At 64.9% G+C, this 15,779-nt stretch carries 15 protein-coding genes; 4 read left to right on the top strand and 11 right to left on the bottom strand.

Annotated features, from left to right (window positions below; translation table 11 throughout):
• Positions 1 to 10: 10 nt before the first annotated feature.
• On the bottom strand, positions 11 to 766 hold the full coding sequence (locus BW970_RS08945; protein WP_076530368.1) for an ABC transporter ATP-binding protein: 756 nt from the start codon (positions 764 to 766) through the stop codon (positions 11 to 13).
• A 450-nt stretch (positions 767 to 1,216) separates the two neighbouring features.
• Between BW970_RS08945 and BW970_RS08940 the strand changes: the two genes are divergently transcribed.
• Genes BW970_RS08940 through BW970_RS08930 form a run of 3 tightly spaced genes read left to right on the top strand, consistent with a single transcriptional unit; the run spans position 1,217 to position 4,195 of the window.
• Positions 1,217 to 2,203, top strand: a complete 987-nt coding sequence (locus BW970_RS08940) for a Bug family tripartite tricarboxylate transporter substrate binding protein (RefSeq protein ID WP_076530366.1) — start codon at positions 1,217 to 1,219, stop codon at positions 2,201 to 2,203.
• A 60-nt stretch (positions 2,204 to 2,263) separates the two neighbouring features.
• Entirely contained in the window at positions 2,264 to 2,710 is a 447-nt protein-coding gene (locus tag BW970_RS08935; RefSeq protein WP_076530364.1) for a tripartite tricarboxylate transporter TctB family protein, read from the top strand.
• A gap of 3 nt (positions 2,711 to 2,713) precedes the next feature.
• The gene (locus BW970_RS08930; RefSeq protein ID WP_076530362.1) at positions 2,714 to 4,195 is read left to right on the top strand and encodes a tripartite tricarboxylate transporter permease; all 1,482 of its coding nucleotides are present in this window, start codon (positions 2,714 to 2,716) and stop codon (positions 4,193 to 4,195) included.
• An 18-nt stretch (positions 4,196 to 4,213) separates the two neighbouring features.
• Here BW970_RS08930 and BW970_RS08925 read toward each other — a convergent pair whose 3' ends face one another.
• A complete protein-coding gene (locus BW970_RS08925; RefSeq protein WP_076530360.1) occupies positions 4,214 to 4,915 on the bottom strand; it encodes a TetR/AcrR family transcriptional regulator in 702 nt (233 codons plus the stop codon).
• A 138-nt stretch (positions 4,916 to 5,053) separates the two neighbouring features.
• Between BW970_RS08925 and BW970_RS08920 the strand changes: the two genes are divergently transcribed.
• Positions 5,054 to 5,848 (top strand): enoyl-CoA hydratase-related protein, encoded by a 795-nt coding sequence (locus BW970_RS08920; protein ID WP_076530358.1) that lies wholly within the window; start codon positions 5,054 to 5,056, stop codon positions 5,846 to 5,848.
• Between the two features lie 22 nt (positions 5,849 to 5,870).
• Here BW970_RS08920 and BW970_RS08915 read toward each other — a convergent pair whose 3' ends face one another.
• From BW970_RS08915 to BW970_RS08875, 9 genes are all read right to left on the bottom strand, one after another.
• The gene (locus BW970_RS08915; RefSeq protein WP_076530356.1) at positions 5,871 to 7,538 is read right to left on the bottom strand and encodes a long-chain-fatty-acid--CoA ligase; all 1,668 of its coding nucleotides are present in this window, start codon (positions 7,536 to 7,538) and stop codon (positions 5,871 to 5,873) included.
• Positions 7,531 to 9,105 carry a class I adenylate-forming enzyme family protein gene (locus BW970_RS08910; protein ID WP_200799277.1) on the bottom strand — a complete coding sequence of 525 codons (1,575 nt, stop codon included), beginning with the start codon at positions 9,103 to 9,105 and terminating at the stop codon, positions 7,531 to 7,533. The genes BW970_RS08915 and BW970_RS08910 overlap by 8 nt, the downstream gene beginning before the upstream one ends.
• Positions 9,102 to 9,563 (bottom strand): PaaI family thioesterase, encoded by a 462-nt coding sequence (locus BW970_RS08905; RefSeq protein ID WP_083701188.1) that lies wholly within the window; start codon positions 9,561 to 9,563, stop codon positions 9,102 to 9,104. The genes BW970_RS08910 and BW970_RS08905 overlap by 4 nt, the downstream gene beginning before the upstream one ends.
• The gene (locus tag BW970_RS08900; protein WP_076530354.1) at positions 9,556 to 10,224 is read right to left on the bottom strand and encodes a histidine phosphatase family protein; all 669 of its coding nucleotides are present in this window, start codon (positions 10,222 to 10,224) and stop codon (positions 9,556 to 9,558) included. The genes BW970_RS08905 and BW970_RS08900 overlap by 8 nt, the downstream gene beginning before the upstream one ends.
• Positions 10,225 to 10,425: 201 nt before the next feature.
• Entirely contained in the window at positions 10,426 to 11,739 is a 1,314-nt protein-coding gene (locus BW970_RS08895; RefSeq protein ID WP_076530352.1) for a TRAP transporter large permease, read from the bottom strand.
• Positions 11,729 to 12,292 (bottom strand): TRAP transporter small permease subunit, encoded by a 564-nt coding sequence (locus tag BW970_RS08890; RefSeq protein WP_076530350.1) that lies wholly within the window; start codon positions 12,290 to 12,292, stop codon positions 11,729 to 11,731. Before BW970_RS08890 ends, BW970_RS08895 begins: the two co-directional genes overlap by 11 nt.
• 128 nt (positions 12,293 to 12,420) lie before the next feature.
• Complete coding sequence (gene dctP / locus BW970_RS08885; RefSeq protein ID WP_076531031.1) at positions 12,421 to 13,464, bottom strand: TRAP transporter substrate-binding protein DctP; 1,044 nt, start codon at positions 13,462 to 13,464, stop codon at positions 12,421 to 12,423.
• A 210-nt stretch (positions 13,465 to 13,674) separates the two neighbouring features.
• Entirely contained in the window at positions 13,675 to 14,769 is a 1,095-nt protein-coding gene (locus tag BW970_RS08880) for a phosphotransferase family protein (protein ID WP_076530348.1), read from the bottom strand.
• Between the two features lie 27 nt (positions 14,770 to 14,796).
• Positions 14,797 to 15,648, bottom strand: coding sequence for an enoyl-CoA hydratase (locus tag BW970_RS08875; protein WP_076530346.1), 852 nt, complete (start codon positions 15,646 to 15,648; stop codon positions 14,797 to 14,799).
• Between the last annotated feature and the right edge of the window lie 131 nt (positions 15,649 to 15,779).

The following is a 15,779-nucleotide window of genomic DNA, read 5'->3' as shown; positions in this document are numbered from 1 at the left end:
TCTTCATCCTCTATCCTCCGAGTTCGACAGCGGGTGTTGCGCCGGTCCCGGTTCCGGGGCCAACATAGACTTCGATCACTTTGGGATTGCGCCAGACAGCGGCGGGTGCCCCGCTTGCAATCAGTCGGCCCTGGTCCATCACGAACAGGCGGTCGCAGACGTTGTTGATGAAGGTCAGGTCGTGATCGATCACCACCACCCCGATACGGGTAAGGTCGCGCAGGCGCGTGATGATCTGATGCAGCCGATCGGATTCTTCATCGTTGAGGCCGGCGGCTGGTTCATCCAGCAACAGGATGCGCGGACCCGTGGCCATGGCGCGGGCGATCTCCATCCAACGCCGCGTGCCATAAGGCAGCGCACCGGCCGCATCTGACATGCGATCCGCCAGCCCGAAGGTTTCCAGCAGCGCGTCGACGCCAAGCATGGGCGGCCCATCTCTGCGCAACTGGCGGGCGCGCAGGCTGGCGACCTCGATGTTCTGGCGCACCGTCAGGTCGCGGAACACCCGCAGGTTCTGAAAGGTCCGGGCAATGCCGCTCGCCGAGATGTGCTGCGGCGTGCGGCCCTGAAGCAGCGCGCCGTCCAGCACCACCTGGCCCGCATCAGGCGCAAGAAATCCGCTGATCACATTGACCAGTGTCGATTTTCCGGCACCGTTCGGACCGATAAGGCCGATGACCTCGCCACTGGCACAATCCAGTGCCGCATCGGCAAGCGCCTGCACGCCCCCGAAGGACTTGTGAATTCCTGAAACGGACAGCACGGCCCGACACCTTTCCCTGTTGCACCCGGTCTTGGGCCAGGCTGCATTGACTGAAACGTTACCGAAGTTTGGTCTTGGGGCAACACAAATTTTCCCAAACGGAGAATTTTTTCCAAATGCGAAAACTTCGCCCAGGGCGTCTGCCCGTCTGCATACAGGCGTGACCCAACCCCTGGACTGCCTCCGCGCCTGATCGGCAAGACGGGTGGTGATGCGCGGACAACCATGGTCCAGAAGCGTGGATCGACCAGATCTTCACGCTGACCGACGGATCAGGCCGCACCAGATCCAAGGCGCTGGCCGCATCAGGGCAGCGGAATATCCGCAGATGGCCGTCAAGATTCCCGCAAAAGCAGCGCAGGCCGCAACAGGCGCCTCGCCGGTGCCGGTTCGGCTTGACCTCGGGGGGTGCAGGCGTCATGCCTCGGAAAGGATAAGGGAGGGACCATCATGACGCATCCGTTCAATCGCCGTCACATGCTGCTTGCCGGGGCCGCGCTGGCCATGGCGGCCGCGACCGGCAGCGCCACGGCACAATCCTGGCCGACAGCACCAGTCCATATCATCGTCGGCTTTCCGGCAGGTTCGTCGCCCGACACCCTGGCCCGCCTGGTCGCCGAACCGCTGGCCGCCAGGCTGGGCCAGCCGGTCGTCGTCGAGAACAAGGCCGGTGCCGGGGGCGTGATCGGCGTGCAGCAGATGCTGCTGGCCAAGGATGGCCATACATTCGGCGCCACGATCAACGGCCCGCTGACCACCTCGCCCCGACTGATCAAGGATATCGGCTATGACGTTGCCGCCGACATCACCGGCATTGCCCTGACCGCGACCAGCCCGCTGGTTCTGGCGGTTTCCGCCGATAATGCGGCCAGCACTCTGCAAGACTTCATCGCCGCCGCCAAGGCAGATCCTGGTGCCATGACCTATGGATCGGTGGGCCAGGGCTCGGGCGCGCATCTGTCGATGGAGCTGTTCCTTGACACTGCCGGGCTGGAAATGCTGCACGTGCCCTTCACCTCCTATGCCGAGGTCACGACCTCGATCATGGGGGCCGAGATCGACGCAGGTTTCATGGCACCCTCTGCCGCGATGGGCCATGTGCAGGCGGGCAAGATGAAGATGCTGGGCATCACCTCTGCCGAGCCCTTCCCGCAGGTGCCTGATGTGCCGGTCATCGCAGGCCAGGACGGAATGCCCGCCGACTACCGGGCAGAACTGTGGAATGCGTTCATTGCGCCGGCCGGCACCGATCCTGCGGTCATTGAGCGGCTGAACACAGAGATCAACGCGATCCTGGCCGATCCCACGGTGCAGGAGCGCATGTTGGCCATGGGCTGGAAGGCCGAAGGCGGATCCGCTGCCGACCTGACCGACCGGATTGCCGCGGACACCGCCGTCTGGGGCCGCGTTCTGGACCGGATCGCAGGCAAGCAGTAACCCTGCGCACCCGGCGCCCACCGGCGCCGGGACGACCGCAAGGACCAAGGGCGAGGCGGAATGCGGCGCGACTATTACGACATCCTGGGCGGCGCAGCACTGGCGGCGATCGGCCTGTGCGTATCGGCCTATGCTGCGGTGCACTACGATTTTGGCAGCCTGCGCCGCATGGGGCCTGGGTTCTTTCCCGTGGTGCTGGGGCTGATGCTGGCCGGGCTTGGCCTGATCGTCGCCATTCCGGCATGGGGCCGGAGCACCGATGCGCGGCCCTTCGAACTTCCCGAGGCACTGGGCGCTTTGGGCGCCATCATCTTCTTTGCGCTGACGATGGACCGCATCGGCCTGATCCTGGCCACGGCGCTGTCGGTCCTGATCGCCACCCTGCCCGCGGCACGCAAGGGCCTTGGCTGGCGGCTGGTCCTGGGCGGAACAGTCACGTTGCTGGTCTGGCTGGTGTTCGGGGTGGGCCTGTCCATGACCATCCCGCTCTGGCCATGGAGCGCCTGAGCCATGTTTGACGGCCTGATCCAGGGACTGGCGACCGCGCTTCAGCCATCGGTGCTGATCTACAGCCTGTTCGGGGTGTTTCTGGGAACCTTTGTCGGCGTCTTGCCCGGCATCGGGGCGATGGCTACCATCTCGCTGTTGCTGCCGCTGACCTACTATATCTCGCCCGAGGCGGCGCTTGTCATGCTTGCGGGGGTCTATTACGGCTCGCAATATGGCGGTGCGGTCGCCTCTATCCTGCTACGGCTGCCGGGCACGCCGCAATCGGCCGTGACCTCGCTGGATGGCTATCCGATGGCCCGCGACGGCCGGGCGGGCCTTGCGCTGTTCACCTCGATGCTGTCGTCGTTCCTTGGCTCGATGCTGGGCATCGTGGTTCTGGTGATGCTGGCGGGCTGGCTGGCCGAACTGGCCACCAAATTCGGCGCGGCGGATTATGCCGCCATGATGATCCTTGGCCTTGTCGCCGCCTCGACTGTGGGAACCGGCAATCCGGCGAAAAGCCTGGCGATGGTGGTTCTGGGCCTGATCCTGGGCTGTATCGGTACCGATGTGAACTCTGGCGTTCAGCGGCTGACCTTCGGCTGGGCCGAATTGATGGACGGGATCAACCTTGTGGCACTTGCCATGGGGCTGTTCGGCGTGTCCGAGGTGATTGCAAACATCCGCAAGGCAGACAGGCACGGGCCACCCACCAAGGTGCGGTTCCTGCAAATGCTGCCCACCCGGCAAGAGCTGCGCACGATCATCCCGCCCGCCTTGCGTGGCACGGCCATCGGCAGCTTTTTCGGCGCGCTGCCTGGCACCGGATCGACGATTTCCTCGTTCCTGTCCTACGCGCTGGAACGGCGGATCTCGCGCAGGCCAGAACGTTTCGGGCATGGCGCCATCGAAGGGGTCGCGGCACCCGAGGCCGCCAACAACTCTGCCGCCATCACTGCATTTGTCCCGACCCTGACCCTTGGGATTCCCGGCGATCCCATCATGGCGCTGATGCTGGGCGCCCTGATCATCCACGGCATCCAGCCGGGGCCAATGATGCTGGAGGCCCGGCCAGACATGTTCTGGGGGCTGGTGGTCAGCTTTGGCATCGGCAACCTGTTCCTGCTGATCCTGAACCTGCCGCTGATCGGGATCTGGGTGTCGATGCTGCGGATTCCGTTCCGCTGGCTTTACCCTGCGATCCTGATTTTTGTCTGTCTGGGCGTCTATTCGGTGCGTGGATCGACCTTTGATCTGATCATGGTCGCGGGTATCGGTGCCGTCGGCTATCTGATGGCGCTGGCACGGTTCAACCCGGCATTGCTGCTGCTGGGCTTTGTCCTTGGCCCGTTGATAGAGGTGAACCTGCGCCGGGCCATGCTGATCTCGCGCGGCGATCCGATGGTGTTTCTGGAACGGCCCATCGCGGCGGTGTTCATCATCGCAGCGGCGGCGCTGATCCTCCTGTCGCTGTGGCAAGCGGTCCGGCGCGGCAGTCGCTAGCTCTGCCGCGCGGCGATATCACAGCCTGGACGGCGGTTCATCCAGCAGAATCGACTGGACCATCGCGGCCAGCCCCTTGGCCGTGATCGTGACCAGAAACTCGCTATCCATGCCCTGCGGATGCAGCCAGTCCCGCATCGGGGCAAAGGCCGACTGGAATACGATGAGGTTCGCGGCAACCGTCGCGCGGGGATCCTCCTCGTCGATCCCGGCACGTCGGGCCAGCAGGATGGCCCCCTCACGGATCAAGGTTTCCTCGCGCTTGCGCATCGCGGCGCGATCCTCGGGCAGCATATGCGGAACAGAGCGGTAGATCAGCAACGTGCCCTTGCGCTTCTTGTCCCAGGTCTCGCGCAGATATTCGGCCAGAACATCCTCCAGCCTGCGATCGGTCTGGGCCAGCAGTGCGGTCAACGCCGGCACATCGGTTCGGAACCACAGTTGGTTCAACAGCCGCCGCAGCGCATCGTTCTTGTTGGCGACATAATCGTAGATGCTGGCATGATTCACCCCGGAACGCGCGCAGATGTCGCGTATCGTGGTCGAGGCGAACCCCTTTTCCAGAAACAGATCCAGGGCAGCATCGCAGATCTGTTCACGCCGCTTGTGAACCAGATCCTCGTTGCGGACGACATCGACCTCGGCTTCCGCAAGGCCCTCGCCATGATCGAGGGCGGCCTGGCCGGTGGTCTTGCTGGGTTCCACGTCGTGCTCCTTCATCGCTGCCTGCCAAACGTAATCCTGTCCGGCGTCAGGCTCAAGCCGGGGCACCGGGGCGGCACCTCCCGAAGCGCTTGCCGGGCGGGGCCGGGCAAGTTAGGCTGACACTTGTCAGGGGCGCGCGCAAGGAGAATGCCGATGCACGATCACCTTAGGCTGGAACGCCAGGCGGGGTTGCTGACCGTCACCCTGAATCGCCCGGCGCAGCGCAACGCGATGACCCCCGGCATGACCCAGGCGCTAAGCATGGCCTTGGCCGACGCAGCCGAGGATCCCGCCGTGCGCGCCGTCATCCTGACCGGGGCAGGCGGGCATTTCTGCGTTGGCGGCGACGTAAAGTCGATGAACGCGACCAGCGCGCAGCATTCAGGAACCGGCGCGCGGATCCACAGCCTGCGCGACCGGATGAGCGCATCGTGGTATCTGCACACCATGCCAAAGCCGACAATCGCGGCAATAGAGGGGGCGGCGGCTGGCGCGGGGCTTGCCCTGGCGCTGGCCTGCGATCTGCGGATTTGTGCACTGGATGCCAAACTGACGACGGCCTTTGCCAAAGTGGCGCTCTCGGGGGACTTCGGAGGCAGCTATTTCATGTCGCGCATTCTGGGCACCGCCCTGGCACGAGAGCATTACCTGCTGTCCCCCATCCTGACCGGGGCAGAGGCCAAGGCGCTTGGCCTTGTCACCCGCGCCGTGCCTGCGCAAGAGGTTCAGGGGCTGGCGCAGAGCCTGGGCGAGACGCTGGCCACAGGCCCGACGCTGACCTATGCGCGCATGAAACAGAACCTTGCGCTGGCGGCGGGCGGGGGCACACTTGCCGAATGCCTGGACCAGGAGGCCCGCAACCACATCCTCTCCATGGCGACGCAGGATCACAGGGCCGCTGCGGCGGCCTTTGTGGACAAGCGGCCGCCCGTATTTTCCGGCACATGACCGGCACCGGCCGGGGAAGCGCTCAGTCCACCCCGGTCGTGTGGTCGCGGGCCGCGCGGTGCTGCAAGTCCAGCCATTGGACCTTGCCACTGGCAGAGCGGGGCAGATCCTCGACAAACACCACCCGCCGCGGCACCTTGTAGGCGGCCATCTGATCGCGGCACCATGCGATCAGCGCCGCCTCGGTCAAGGGGCCGCGCGCCACCACCCATGCCAGCACGGTTTCACCTCGTCGCGGATCGGGGCATCCGACGATGCAGACATCGGCCACCTGCGGGTGATCATACATCAACGCCTCGACCTCGGTCGGCCAGACCTTGAAGCCAGACGCATTGATCATGCGCTTGACGCGATCGACGATGTAGAAATAGCCATCGGCATCGTATTGGCCGACATCGCCCGTGCGCAGGAACCGCTTGCCGTCGCGCATCACAAACGCGGCCTCTGTCGCCTCGGGGGCGTTCCAATAGCCAAGGAAGACCTGCGGCGCGGCAAGAATGATCTCTCCGGGCTGTCCGGGGCCCAGTTCGTGCCCCTCCTCGTCGATGATCCGGGCATCGACGTCGAACACGGGAACCCCCAGGCATTGCCTGCGCGGGTGATCCACCGGGTTGATCAGCGCGCCCGCCATGGTCTCTGACATGCCATAGCCTTCGATGTAGTCAAGGCCGGTCAACTCTTTCAACCGGGCCGCCACCGGCGCCGGCATCGAAGCGCCGCCACCGCCAAGGGTCCGCAGACTGGCCAGATCATCAGACTTCAGCTCGGGGTCGTTCAGCAGGTCGATCATCATCGTCGAAATACTGCGCCACCGCGTGATGCCATACCGCTTGATCAACCGCGCCGCGACCCGGCGGTCCCAACGGGACATCAGAACGATGGGGTCGCCACAGTAGATCGGCCCGTTCATGGAATTCTGCATTCCCGTGACATGGAACAGCGGCAGCACGCACAGCGTGGCGCCGCTTATGCCCTGCGGATTCCAGAGCACGCCACCGACAATGGTTGTCATCATGGTGCGGTGGCTGTGCATACAGCCCTTCTGGCGCCCTGTCGTTCCCGAGGTATAGGGGATGACCGCCAGATCATCCGGTCCCGCAGTGACCGGCCCCGGTGCCCGCGCCTGCCGTTCCATCGCGCCCCAACCGGAAACGCCGGATATGCCATAGTCGTCGCGGCCAGGCGCCTCCAGTCCAGACGGCAGCGGAATGTCATATCCCGGCTGCGCCATATCGGCATAGGCCGCAACAAGGATATGGGACAATCCGCCCGCGCCCATATGCGGAACGATATGGTCCAGAAGCTCTTGCCCGGCCAGCGCCACCCGTGCCCCGGTGTCCTGCACCAGATGCGCCAGTTCCTTGTGCCGGTTCATCGGGTTGACCGGCACAACCACCGCATTCGCGCGCAGAATCGCATAGAATCCGATGACGAACTGCGGGCTGTTCTGCATGTACAGCAGCACCCGGTCGCCCTGCCCGACACCCGCCACCTGTTCCAGCCAGCCCGCCAGATCAAGGACGCGGCGGTGCAGCGCACCATAGCTGATTTCGGCCCCGTGATAGATCAGCGCGACGCCATCGGGGGTGCGAGCCGCCGCCTCGGCCAGATTCTCCCAGACATTCCGCTCGGGCAAATCCAGATGCCGGGGGACGCCATCGGGCCATACCGCTTTGGGTCGTTCAGACATGGGCGACCGAGTCTTCTGCGCGCAAATCCTGCCACGCATCGCGCAATTCACGCTTCAGGACCTTGCCGATGGCGCTGCGGGGCAGGTCAGGCAGGGCCGCCACGGCAGCAAGCCGTTGCATCCGGCCCAGCCGTTCGTTCGCCCATGCCAGAAGATCCGCCGCCGTCACCGTCGCCCCGTCGCCCAGCACGACACAGGCGACGGGTGTTTCGCCCCAACGCTCACTTGGCACGCCGATCACCGCCACATCCCGCACCTGCGGATGCTCGGCCACCACCGCCTCGATATCGGCGGCAAAGATGTTGAACCCGCCCGAAATGATCATGTCCTTGCGGCGATCCAGCAAGACGAGGAATCCATCCTCGTCGAACCGGCCCATGTCACCAGAGCGGATGAAGATGTCGCCTTCGGGACTTGTCCACAGCGCCGCACGTGTCACGTCGGGGGCGTTGCGATAGCCGCGCATCATCGTTGTGGACCGGCCGACGATTTCCCCGGTCTGGCCCGATGGCAAGGTGTTCCCCTCGGCGTCGATCACACGGATCTCGGCCCCCGGACCGACCTTGCCGACGGTATGCACCTTGTCAGGATGGGCAGTGCAGTCCAGCACGGCGCTGACGCCGCCTTCGGTCATGCCATAGATGTTGATCATCCGCCCTGGCCAGCGATCCAGCACCTGGCGCAGCAGCGGCGGCGGCAAGGGCGCACTGGTGGACAGCTTGGCCCGATAGCTTGACAGATCATGGTCGCCAAACGCCGGATGGTCGATGATGCGCTGCACCTGAACGGGAACCATCATCGCATGGGTGACGCGATGGGCCTGCGACAACCGCAGGAATTCACCCGCATCGAACTTGGCCATCAGCACAACGGTAGAACCCTGCGACAGGGCCGGAATCAGCGTTGCCAGCGTCGTATTGGAATACAGCGGGGTGGAAAACAGCACCACCGCCTGCGCGTCCAACCCGAACCGGACAAACCGCAACACCTGCCGGTCGCGGAACAGGATATCGTGCTCGATCCCCTTCGGGGCGCCGGTGGTGCCCGAACTGTAGATGATGTCGAACATCAGATCGGGCGGCAGATCCCGTGGCGGCAAGGGCGCGCACCGCGCCGCAGAGGCCACGGCCTCGGCCAGATCACGGTGCCCCGGCAGACCGGCGGGCAGCGCAGGCGCGCCGGACTCGGCAAACACCGCAGAGGCGCCGGAGTTCTCCAGCATCCGCATGATGGCATCGGGATGGGCCGATGAGGGCAGCGGGGCGACCCCCACCCCCAGCGCCGCCGCCCCCAGATACAACAGCAGATGGTCCGCCGTCGCACCCGCCAGGGTGGCGATCACGTCGCCCTGCCTCAGCCCGTCCCGATGCAGCAGCGCCGCGATCCGGTCCATCCGGTCAACAAGATCGGCCGCGCTCCACTGCATTTCACCGGCAATCAGCGCGGTCTTGCCCGGATCGCGTTGCGCAGCCGCCCGGATACGGCGGGGAATATCCTGTGGCGGATCCCCGTGCACCTGCATCGGCGGGATGGCCTGACAGGCCGGATCGAAAACTGCTCCGCTCATTCCTGAACCTCGCTGCGATACCGAAAGACTGCGGTCCCGGTGGCCAGAACCGTACCGTCCTCGTCCAGAACCCGGCCTTCGGCGAAAAAGGTGGACCGCCCGCCGCCCGTGCGCCAGCCTTCGGCCAGGATCACCTGGCCCGTGGGCCGCGACAGAAAACAGGTGTTGAGCGACAGGGTCATGGCGCGGCGGCGCCTGGCCAGATCGCCGGTATAGCTGCCGCTATAGCCCATGACCGTATCCAGCATGGTCGCATAGACCCCGCCATGCGGAATGCCGTGCCGGTTCAACAGATGCGTGCCCAAGGGCAGTTCGAACCGCGACCAGCCCTCTTTCCAGCCCAACATGCGAAACCCCATGTGCTGCTGAAAGGGATAGTCCGGCTCCACGATCAGCAGGTCGGACTCGCCGGTATCATCGGGGTGCGCTCCGGTCGTCGGGTGGGCAGGCTCAGGCATAGGTAAGCAACCTTTCGTCCAGCGCCGTCGCAAGATGCGGCGCTTCATTGAAGGAATGGAGGAACAGCGCCCCCGTGCGGCCCACCAGCCGCGATACGGCGCAGTTCTTCATCTGCAACTGAAGCTGGATCATCTGTGCCGCCGGGGCGTCCAGCGCCGCGACGATCATCCGGCTGATTGCACCGCCGGAACTTACGGCCAGCACCGGCCCATCCTCGGCCAGCATGGCGGCGCTGGCCTGCGCCACACGGTCGGAAAAAGCGGTCCAGCTTTCTGGCGGGTCGGCGATCTCGTCGCGCTGCCAGGCCAGGACGGTGTCGCGCAGGATCTGGAAATACTGCTTGCGGTCCTCACGCACGGTCTGCGGCAAGCCCCGCGGCCCGAAGCGGGCCCCAAGCAGCCCCTTGGCGTCGAATTCGTCAAGACCGGGGTGCAGCACGGCCTGCGCCGGATCCAGCCCGAGCGCCGGGGCCATCCCCTCCAGCGTTTCGCGGTGACGGCGCTGTCGGCCCCGGTACACCCGCACCGGGCGCGGCGCGGCGCGTGCCGCCAGCGCGCGCCCCAATGCCGCCGCCTGTTCATGGCCCAGCGGCGACAGCCGGTCGTAATCCGCTGCACCAAAGGACGCCTGCGCATGGCGCACGAGCATGATCCCGGTCATGGGCGCCTCCGGTCCGGCACGGCGATCGGGGCGGGTTGCATATGCGCGGCGGCGACTGGCAGACCCACGCGCACCGCCACCACCTTCCGCATCTGCATGTCCCGCATAGGGGCGCCGCCGGTGCCGCGCCTGTGCGCTGTGATCGGTTTCATCTCTGGCCCTGCCCCACGCCGCCTGCATGTTTCCCTGCCTGTTCGCCAATCAGCCATAAAACAGCCGCGGAAGATACAGGGCTATTTCGGGAAACAGGATGATCAGCAGCACCCCCAGCAATGTCACAAGGACATAGGGAATGACGGATTGATAGATATCCGCCATCGTCACATCCGGGGGCGCCACGCCGCGCAGATAGAACAGGTTGAACCCGAACGGCGGCGTCATGTACCCCACCTCCATCATGATGATGAACAGGATGCCGAACCAGATCGGGTCAAACCCGTAGGCCCGCGCAACCGGCAGGAATACCGGCAGGGTGATCAGCATGATCCCGACCGGATCCAGCACCATCCCGAACAGGAACAACACCCCAAGCATGAAGGCCAGCGCGCCCCATTTTCCGCCCGGCACATAGGTCATCAGATGCTCGATCAGCGTCTGCGCCCCAAGGGCTGTATAGGCTGTGGAAAAGGCGTGCGCCGCAAACAGGATCCACATGATCATCGCCGTCAGACGCAGGGTAGACACGGCCGCATCGAACAGCATCGCCGCCCGAAGCTGGCGATTCACCAAGGTCGCCACAAGCGCCCCGAACACACCTATGGCCGCGGCCTCTGTCGGGGTGGCGAAACCGCCGAAAATGGCCCCCAGAACCGACAGCACGATCAGGATCGGCAGGATCACCGCGCGCAGCGCGCGGAACTTCTCCGGCCAGTCCGCACGTTGATGCCGTGGCAGCGCGGGGCCCATCTCGGGCTGGATCAGACAGCGCAGGACGATATAGATGCTGACCAGCACGAACAACAACAACCCCGGCCCGATCCCTGCGGCAAACAACCGGCCGGCCGAGATTTCGGTCAGCAAGGCGAACAGCACCATCAGAATCGACGGCGGAATCAGAATGCCCCAGCCGCCACCCGCATTGATCGCCCCAAGGGCCAGCTTCTTGTCATAGCCGCGCTCCAGCATCTTGGGCAGGGCTATGGTGCCCATCGTCACCACCGCGGCACCGGATATGCCGGACATCGCCGCGAAGATCACGCAGATCATCACCGTGCCGATGGCCAGACCGCCGCGCAGGCCGCCGAACCATTTGTGCATCATGTCGTACAGATCGCCCGCCACGCCGGACTTTTCCAGCAGCGTCGCCATGAACACGAAAAGCGGTATCGCCATCAGCGTCGGGTTCGACATGGTCTCCCACATCTTGTTCGACACCAGGTAGAACCCGATCGACCCAAGCTCGAAGTACAGAAAGATCACCGATACCCCGCCCAGCACAAAGACCAGCGGGGTTCCCAGCAATACGAACAGCAGCAATGCGCCAAAGAACAGCAGCGTCAGGAATTCAACGCTCATCGGGCTTGTCCCCGGCTGCGTCATGTCCGCCGGGCTGCGCACCGAACGTATCCGGATCGACCGGCAGCCCGCGCAAGACCCGGATATCGGCCCAAAGCCGCACAAGCCCCTGCAACAAAAGCAGGGCCGCCGCGATGGGAATGAACATCTTGGTCGGCCAGAGCGGCGCCTTCCACATCGAATTCGACCGATCCCAGTCTTGCAGGGACTGGCTGGCCATATCGTAACCCTGCCAGAGCAGAACCGCGACAAAGGCAAAGAACAGCGGCCAGGTCGCAAGATCGACCCCGGCCTTGCCGCGACGCGACATCGCCCCATAGAAGATGTCGACATTCACATGGCCACGCTGCGCCAGCAGCCCGCCACCGGCGATGATCGCATAGACACCAAAGATCAGCGTGGCCAGTTCCGCCGTCCAGATCGCGGGCCGCCCGACCAGATAGCGCATGGCCACATCGGCCAGCAGCAGCACGAAAACCACGAACACCAGCAGCGAAACCCATCGCAGGATGGTCAGATTCAGCTGCGTGATCGCACGCGCGACCCTTTGCATGGGGCACCTCATGTCTGGATGATCCACCGGGCCGGCGGGGGTACCGGCGCGGTGTCGGTGTGGCGGCGGCGGCACTGGATCCGCCGCGATCTGTCGGTGGCCTGACGGATCCGGACGCGCGCAGAGCGTCAGATATACCCCATGTCCGCCATCAGGCCGCGATAGATATCGGCCGCCTTGGCCGCCCGCTCTCCCTTGGCCGCCTCGGTCTCCATCACCTTAACAGAGGCCGCCGACAGCAGCTCCAGCACATCCTCGGGCAGCGTGATCACCTGAAGCGCGTCTTCCTGGCGGCCTCTGGTCAGGGCAATCGCTTCTGCGTGGACATATTCGACGGATCGACGGAAAAAGCGGCTCTCCACCGTATCAAGGAAGGTCTGGCGCATGTCGTCGGCCAGCCCGTTCAACGCATCCAGATTGACGACATAGGCATCGGTCGTCTGCGCAATCGGCGGCTTGACGTGGAACTTGCAGACCTCCCACAGCGACATCGACTTTGCCCCGACCGCCGCGCCCCAATGCGCCCCGTCCACCACACCCGACGACAGCGCCTGATACAGCTCGCCGCCCGGCACGAATTGCGGTGCCGCACCCGCCAGCGCCAGATAATCCAGCATGGTGCCCGACGAGCGGATCTTGAGCCCGCGGAAATCCGCCGCGCTCTTGATGTCGCGTGTCAGCGCCAACTCGGTCGGCAAGACCTTTTCGGCCAGGATCATGGTGCCCTGCCCCATCAGATCCTCGTTCACCAACGCCTCGACACCAAGGTTCTTGATGACATGCTGCATTTCCCAGCTCTCGCGCAGGGTGCCGGGGATGCCATACATGAACGATGCCGCCTGCGCGTGATCCTGAATGTAGGACGGGCTGATCGTCCCCATCGGCACGACCCCGCGCCGCACGATGTTGTAGATATCCGGGCCTTTCGCAAATTCGCCATCCCCCAGCAGCGTCATCTTGAACGCGCCTTCGGTGCGACGCTCCAGGTCTGCCGCCATCACGCCAAGGCTGGCGGTGAACGAACTCGACGCCTTGGGCCAATGGGATTGCACGCGCCAGTTGACCGCACCTTGTGCAAGGCCCTTGCCGACCAGCGCAGGCGTTGCCAGCAGGCCAAGCGCCGCCCCGCGCATCATGGTACGGCGGCTCACAGCATTGATGGATTTTTCCATTTCTTCCTCCTCCCCGAGGGTATGCGACATGGCGACTTGCGGCTCTGTACATCGTCTTGCGAGGTACCGCCCATGTTGAGGGCAGGCCGATTCCTGACATTTGTCATGCTTCAAGTCAGAGCCTGACATGCGTCAGGAATCAAGAAAAAACTGCATTCCCCGATGAAACGTACCGCCCCGGCCTGTCATGCGACGACGGCAACGGCGGGTTCATGCCGGTTGGCCCTGCTCATGGCGCCGGGCAATGTCGGCGCCGCATTGCGCGATGCGGCGGGCGCGCAATCCCTCGCGTGCAGGATCGGCACTGGCACTGCTTGCGGTGCCTTGTGCCGCCCTGGCGGCAACCCCCTGGATGATCGCGGCGGACCGCAGGCAGTTGAACGCCAGAAAGACCGGCCAGTCCGTGATCGTGCTGCGGCCGGTGCGTTCGCAATACCGCGCCAGCATCGCCTGCTCCGACGGCAGGCCGGCGGCGACCAGTCCCTGGCCGCCCAGCACCTCAGGGGGCAAACGATAGGGCAGGCACAGATAGGCCAGATCCGCAACCGGATGCCCGATGGTCGACAGTTCCCAGTCAAGGAGCCCGATGATCCTGGGCGCAACGGGATGAACGACGGCATTGCCCAGCCGAAAATCGCCATGGGTGATCGCGCTTTCCTCTGCGACGGCGGAATGGCGGATCATCCAGTCGCGCAGCCAATCCATATCGGCATAGTCGAAATCGGCGGGCAGCGCAGATTTCGCGGCCTCGTATTGCCCGGACCATCGGGCGGTCTGCCGGGCCAGGTATCCCTCTGGCCGCCCGAACCCGTCCAGCCCGCAGGCACGCCAATCCAGCAGGTGCAGATCCGCCAATGTGTCGATCAGGGCATAGGCCAGCGCAGGGCGATCAGGGCGCGGAACCGGCGCCATGGCCCGGTCGGCAATGATCCGGCCCTCCAGATATTCCATCACAAAGAACTCTGCACCGATCACGCCGGGATCGTCGCAATAGGCAATAACCTGCGGTGTCGGCACGGCGGTCGGCGCCAGCGCCGCCAGAATACGGTATTCGCGGTCGATGGCATGGGCCTTGGGCAACAGCCTGCCCGGCGGCTTCTTGCGCAGGACCATCCGCTTGCCGGACGGCAGGGTCAGCAGATAGGTCGGGTTCGACATCCCACCTTGGAACTGCTGCACCACCAGCCCTGCGGTCCCGTCGGGCACCCGGTCCTGCAACCAGGTCGCCAGCGCGACCGTATCGAACCTGTGTTGCGGCAATGGCGCGATCAGCGCCGGGGCGGCATCCGTGGACAGGCGGGGCATGGCATCGGCCTTTGCTGGACAGAGCTGTCAAAGATCCGCAAAGCGCGGCGCGCGGCGCGCGACAAAGCTGCGAACGCCTTCGCGGAAATCTGCCGATGTGAAGCTGTGCTCCATCTCGTGATCCGCAACCGAAAGGGACGTCGCGAAATCCTGCGCATAGGCGCGGCGGACCTGCCGTTTGATGATCGCCATGGACCGGGGCGAAACGTCCCTGGCCAGCGTCCGCGCCACCTGCGCGACATGGGCCATCACCTCGGTGTCGGGCAAGACCGCATTGAGCAGGCCAAGGCGGTGCGCCTCGTCGCCGGTGAACTTGCGCGCGCTCAGCAGCAGATCCAGCGCATGGGCCTCGCCGATCAGCCGTGGCAAGAGCCATGCGGTACCATGTTCCGCAATCAGCCCCCGTGCGGCAAAGGCGGTCGTGAACTTGGCCCCGGAGGCCGCAAATCTCAGGTCGCAATACAGCGCCAGTACAAGCCCGATGCCCGCGCACGCCCCATTGATGGCCGCGATCACCGGCTTGGGGCAGGCATAAAGATACCCGAAGCGGCCAGGATACAACCCGTCCAGATCCGGGCCCGGCGCATCGGGAAAGCGAATGTCCTGCGGATACAGCACCTCGCGCCCGCTGGCACGTCCCCGGTCGGCCGTCTGGTCCAGCGCGTCCATGTCGGCCCCGGCGCAAAACCCCCGCCCGGCCCCCGTGATCACAATCACCCGCACCGCCGGATCGGCGCCCGCCACACCGACCGCGCCGCGCACCTCGTCGGCCATCAACGGCGTCCAGGCATTCAACCGCTCGGGGCGGTTCAGCGTGATCGTGGCGATCCCGTCCCGCGTCTCGCAAAGGATGTGCCGATAGGTGAAATGCCCTGTCATCTGCGCCCTCCCACGGCGATCGCTGTTGCCGGTCCTGCGCATGTCAGGGCGGCACCGCGAAAACTGACAACTGTCAGGAATCACGCTAGAGCGCACACTCCCGCGCGTCAATCCGGTTTGAACCGGCACGG

The sequence above is a fragment of the Gemmobacter megaterium genome (assembly GCF_900156815.1).
Classification (GTDB): domain Bacteria; phylum Pseudomonadota; class Alphaproteobacteria; order Rhodobacterales; family Rhodobacteraceae; genus Wagnerdoeblera; species Wagnerdoeblera megaterium.
Note: the sequence above shows the minus strand (reverse complement) of the source record. Positions and strands in the feature narration are given on the sequence as shown.

Coding starts and splice junctions, on each gene's coding strand:
- BW970_RS08925 (WP_076530360.1), bottom strand. CDS start 4,915: ATGAAGGAGCACGACGTGGAACCCAGCAAGACCACCGGCCAGGCCGCC.
- BW970_RS08930 (WP_076530362.1), top strand. CDS start 2,714: ATGTTTGACGGCCTGATCCAGGGACTGGCGACCGCGCTTCAGCCATCG.
- BW970_RS08910 (WP_200799277.1), bottom strand. CDS start 9,105: ATGAGCGGAGCAGTTTTCGATCCGGCCTGTCAGGCCATCCCGCCGATG.
- BW970_RS08900 (WP_076530354.1), bottom strand. CDS start 10,224: ATGACCGGGATCATGCTCGTGCGCCATGCGCAGGCGTCCTTTGGTGCA.
- BW970_RS08935 (WP_076530364.1), top strand. CDS start 2,264: ATGCGGCGCGACTATTACGACATCCTGGGCGGCGCAGCACTGGCGGCG.
- BW970_RS08875 (WP_076530346.1), bottom strand. CDS start 15,648: ATGACAGGGCATTTCACCTATCGGCACATCCTTTGCGAGACGCGGGAC.
- BW970_RS08880 (WP_076530348.1), bottom strand. CDS start 14,769: ATGCCCCGCCTGTCCACGGATGCCGCCCCGGCGCTGATCGCGCCATTG.
- BW970_RS08890 (WP_076530350.1), bottom strand. CDS start 12,292: ATGCAAAGGGTCGCGCGTGCGATCACGCAGCTGAATCTGACCATCCTG.
- BW970_RS08895 (WP_076530352.1), bottom strand. CDS start 11,739: ATGAGCGTTGAATTCCTGACGCTGCTGTTCTTTGGCGCATTGCTGCTG.
- BW970_RS08920 (WP_076530358.1), top strand. CDS start 5,054: ATGCACGATCACCTTAGGCTGGAACGCCAGGCGGGGTTGCTGACCGTC.
- BW970_RS08940 (WP_076530366.1), top strand. CDS start 1,217: ATGACGCATCCGTTCAATCGCCGTCACATGCTGCTTGCCGGGGCCGCG.
- BW970_RS08915 (WP_076530356.1), bottom strand. CDS start 7,538: ATGTCTGAACGACCCAAAGCGGTATGGCCCGATGGCGTCCCCCGGCAT.
- BW970_RS08905 (WP_083701188.1), bottom strand. CDS start 9,563: ATGCCTGAGCCTGCCCACCCGACGACCGGAGCGCACCCCGATGATACC.
- dctP (WP_076531031.1), bottom strand. CDS start 13,464: ATGGAAAAATCCATCAATGCTGTGAGCCGCCGTACCATGATGCGCGGG.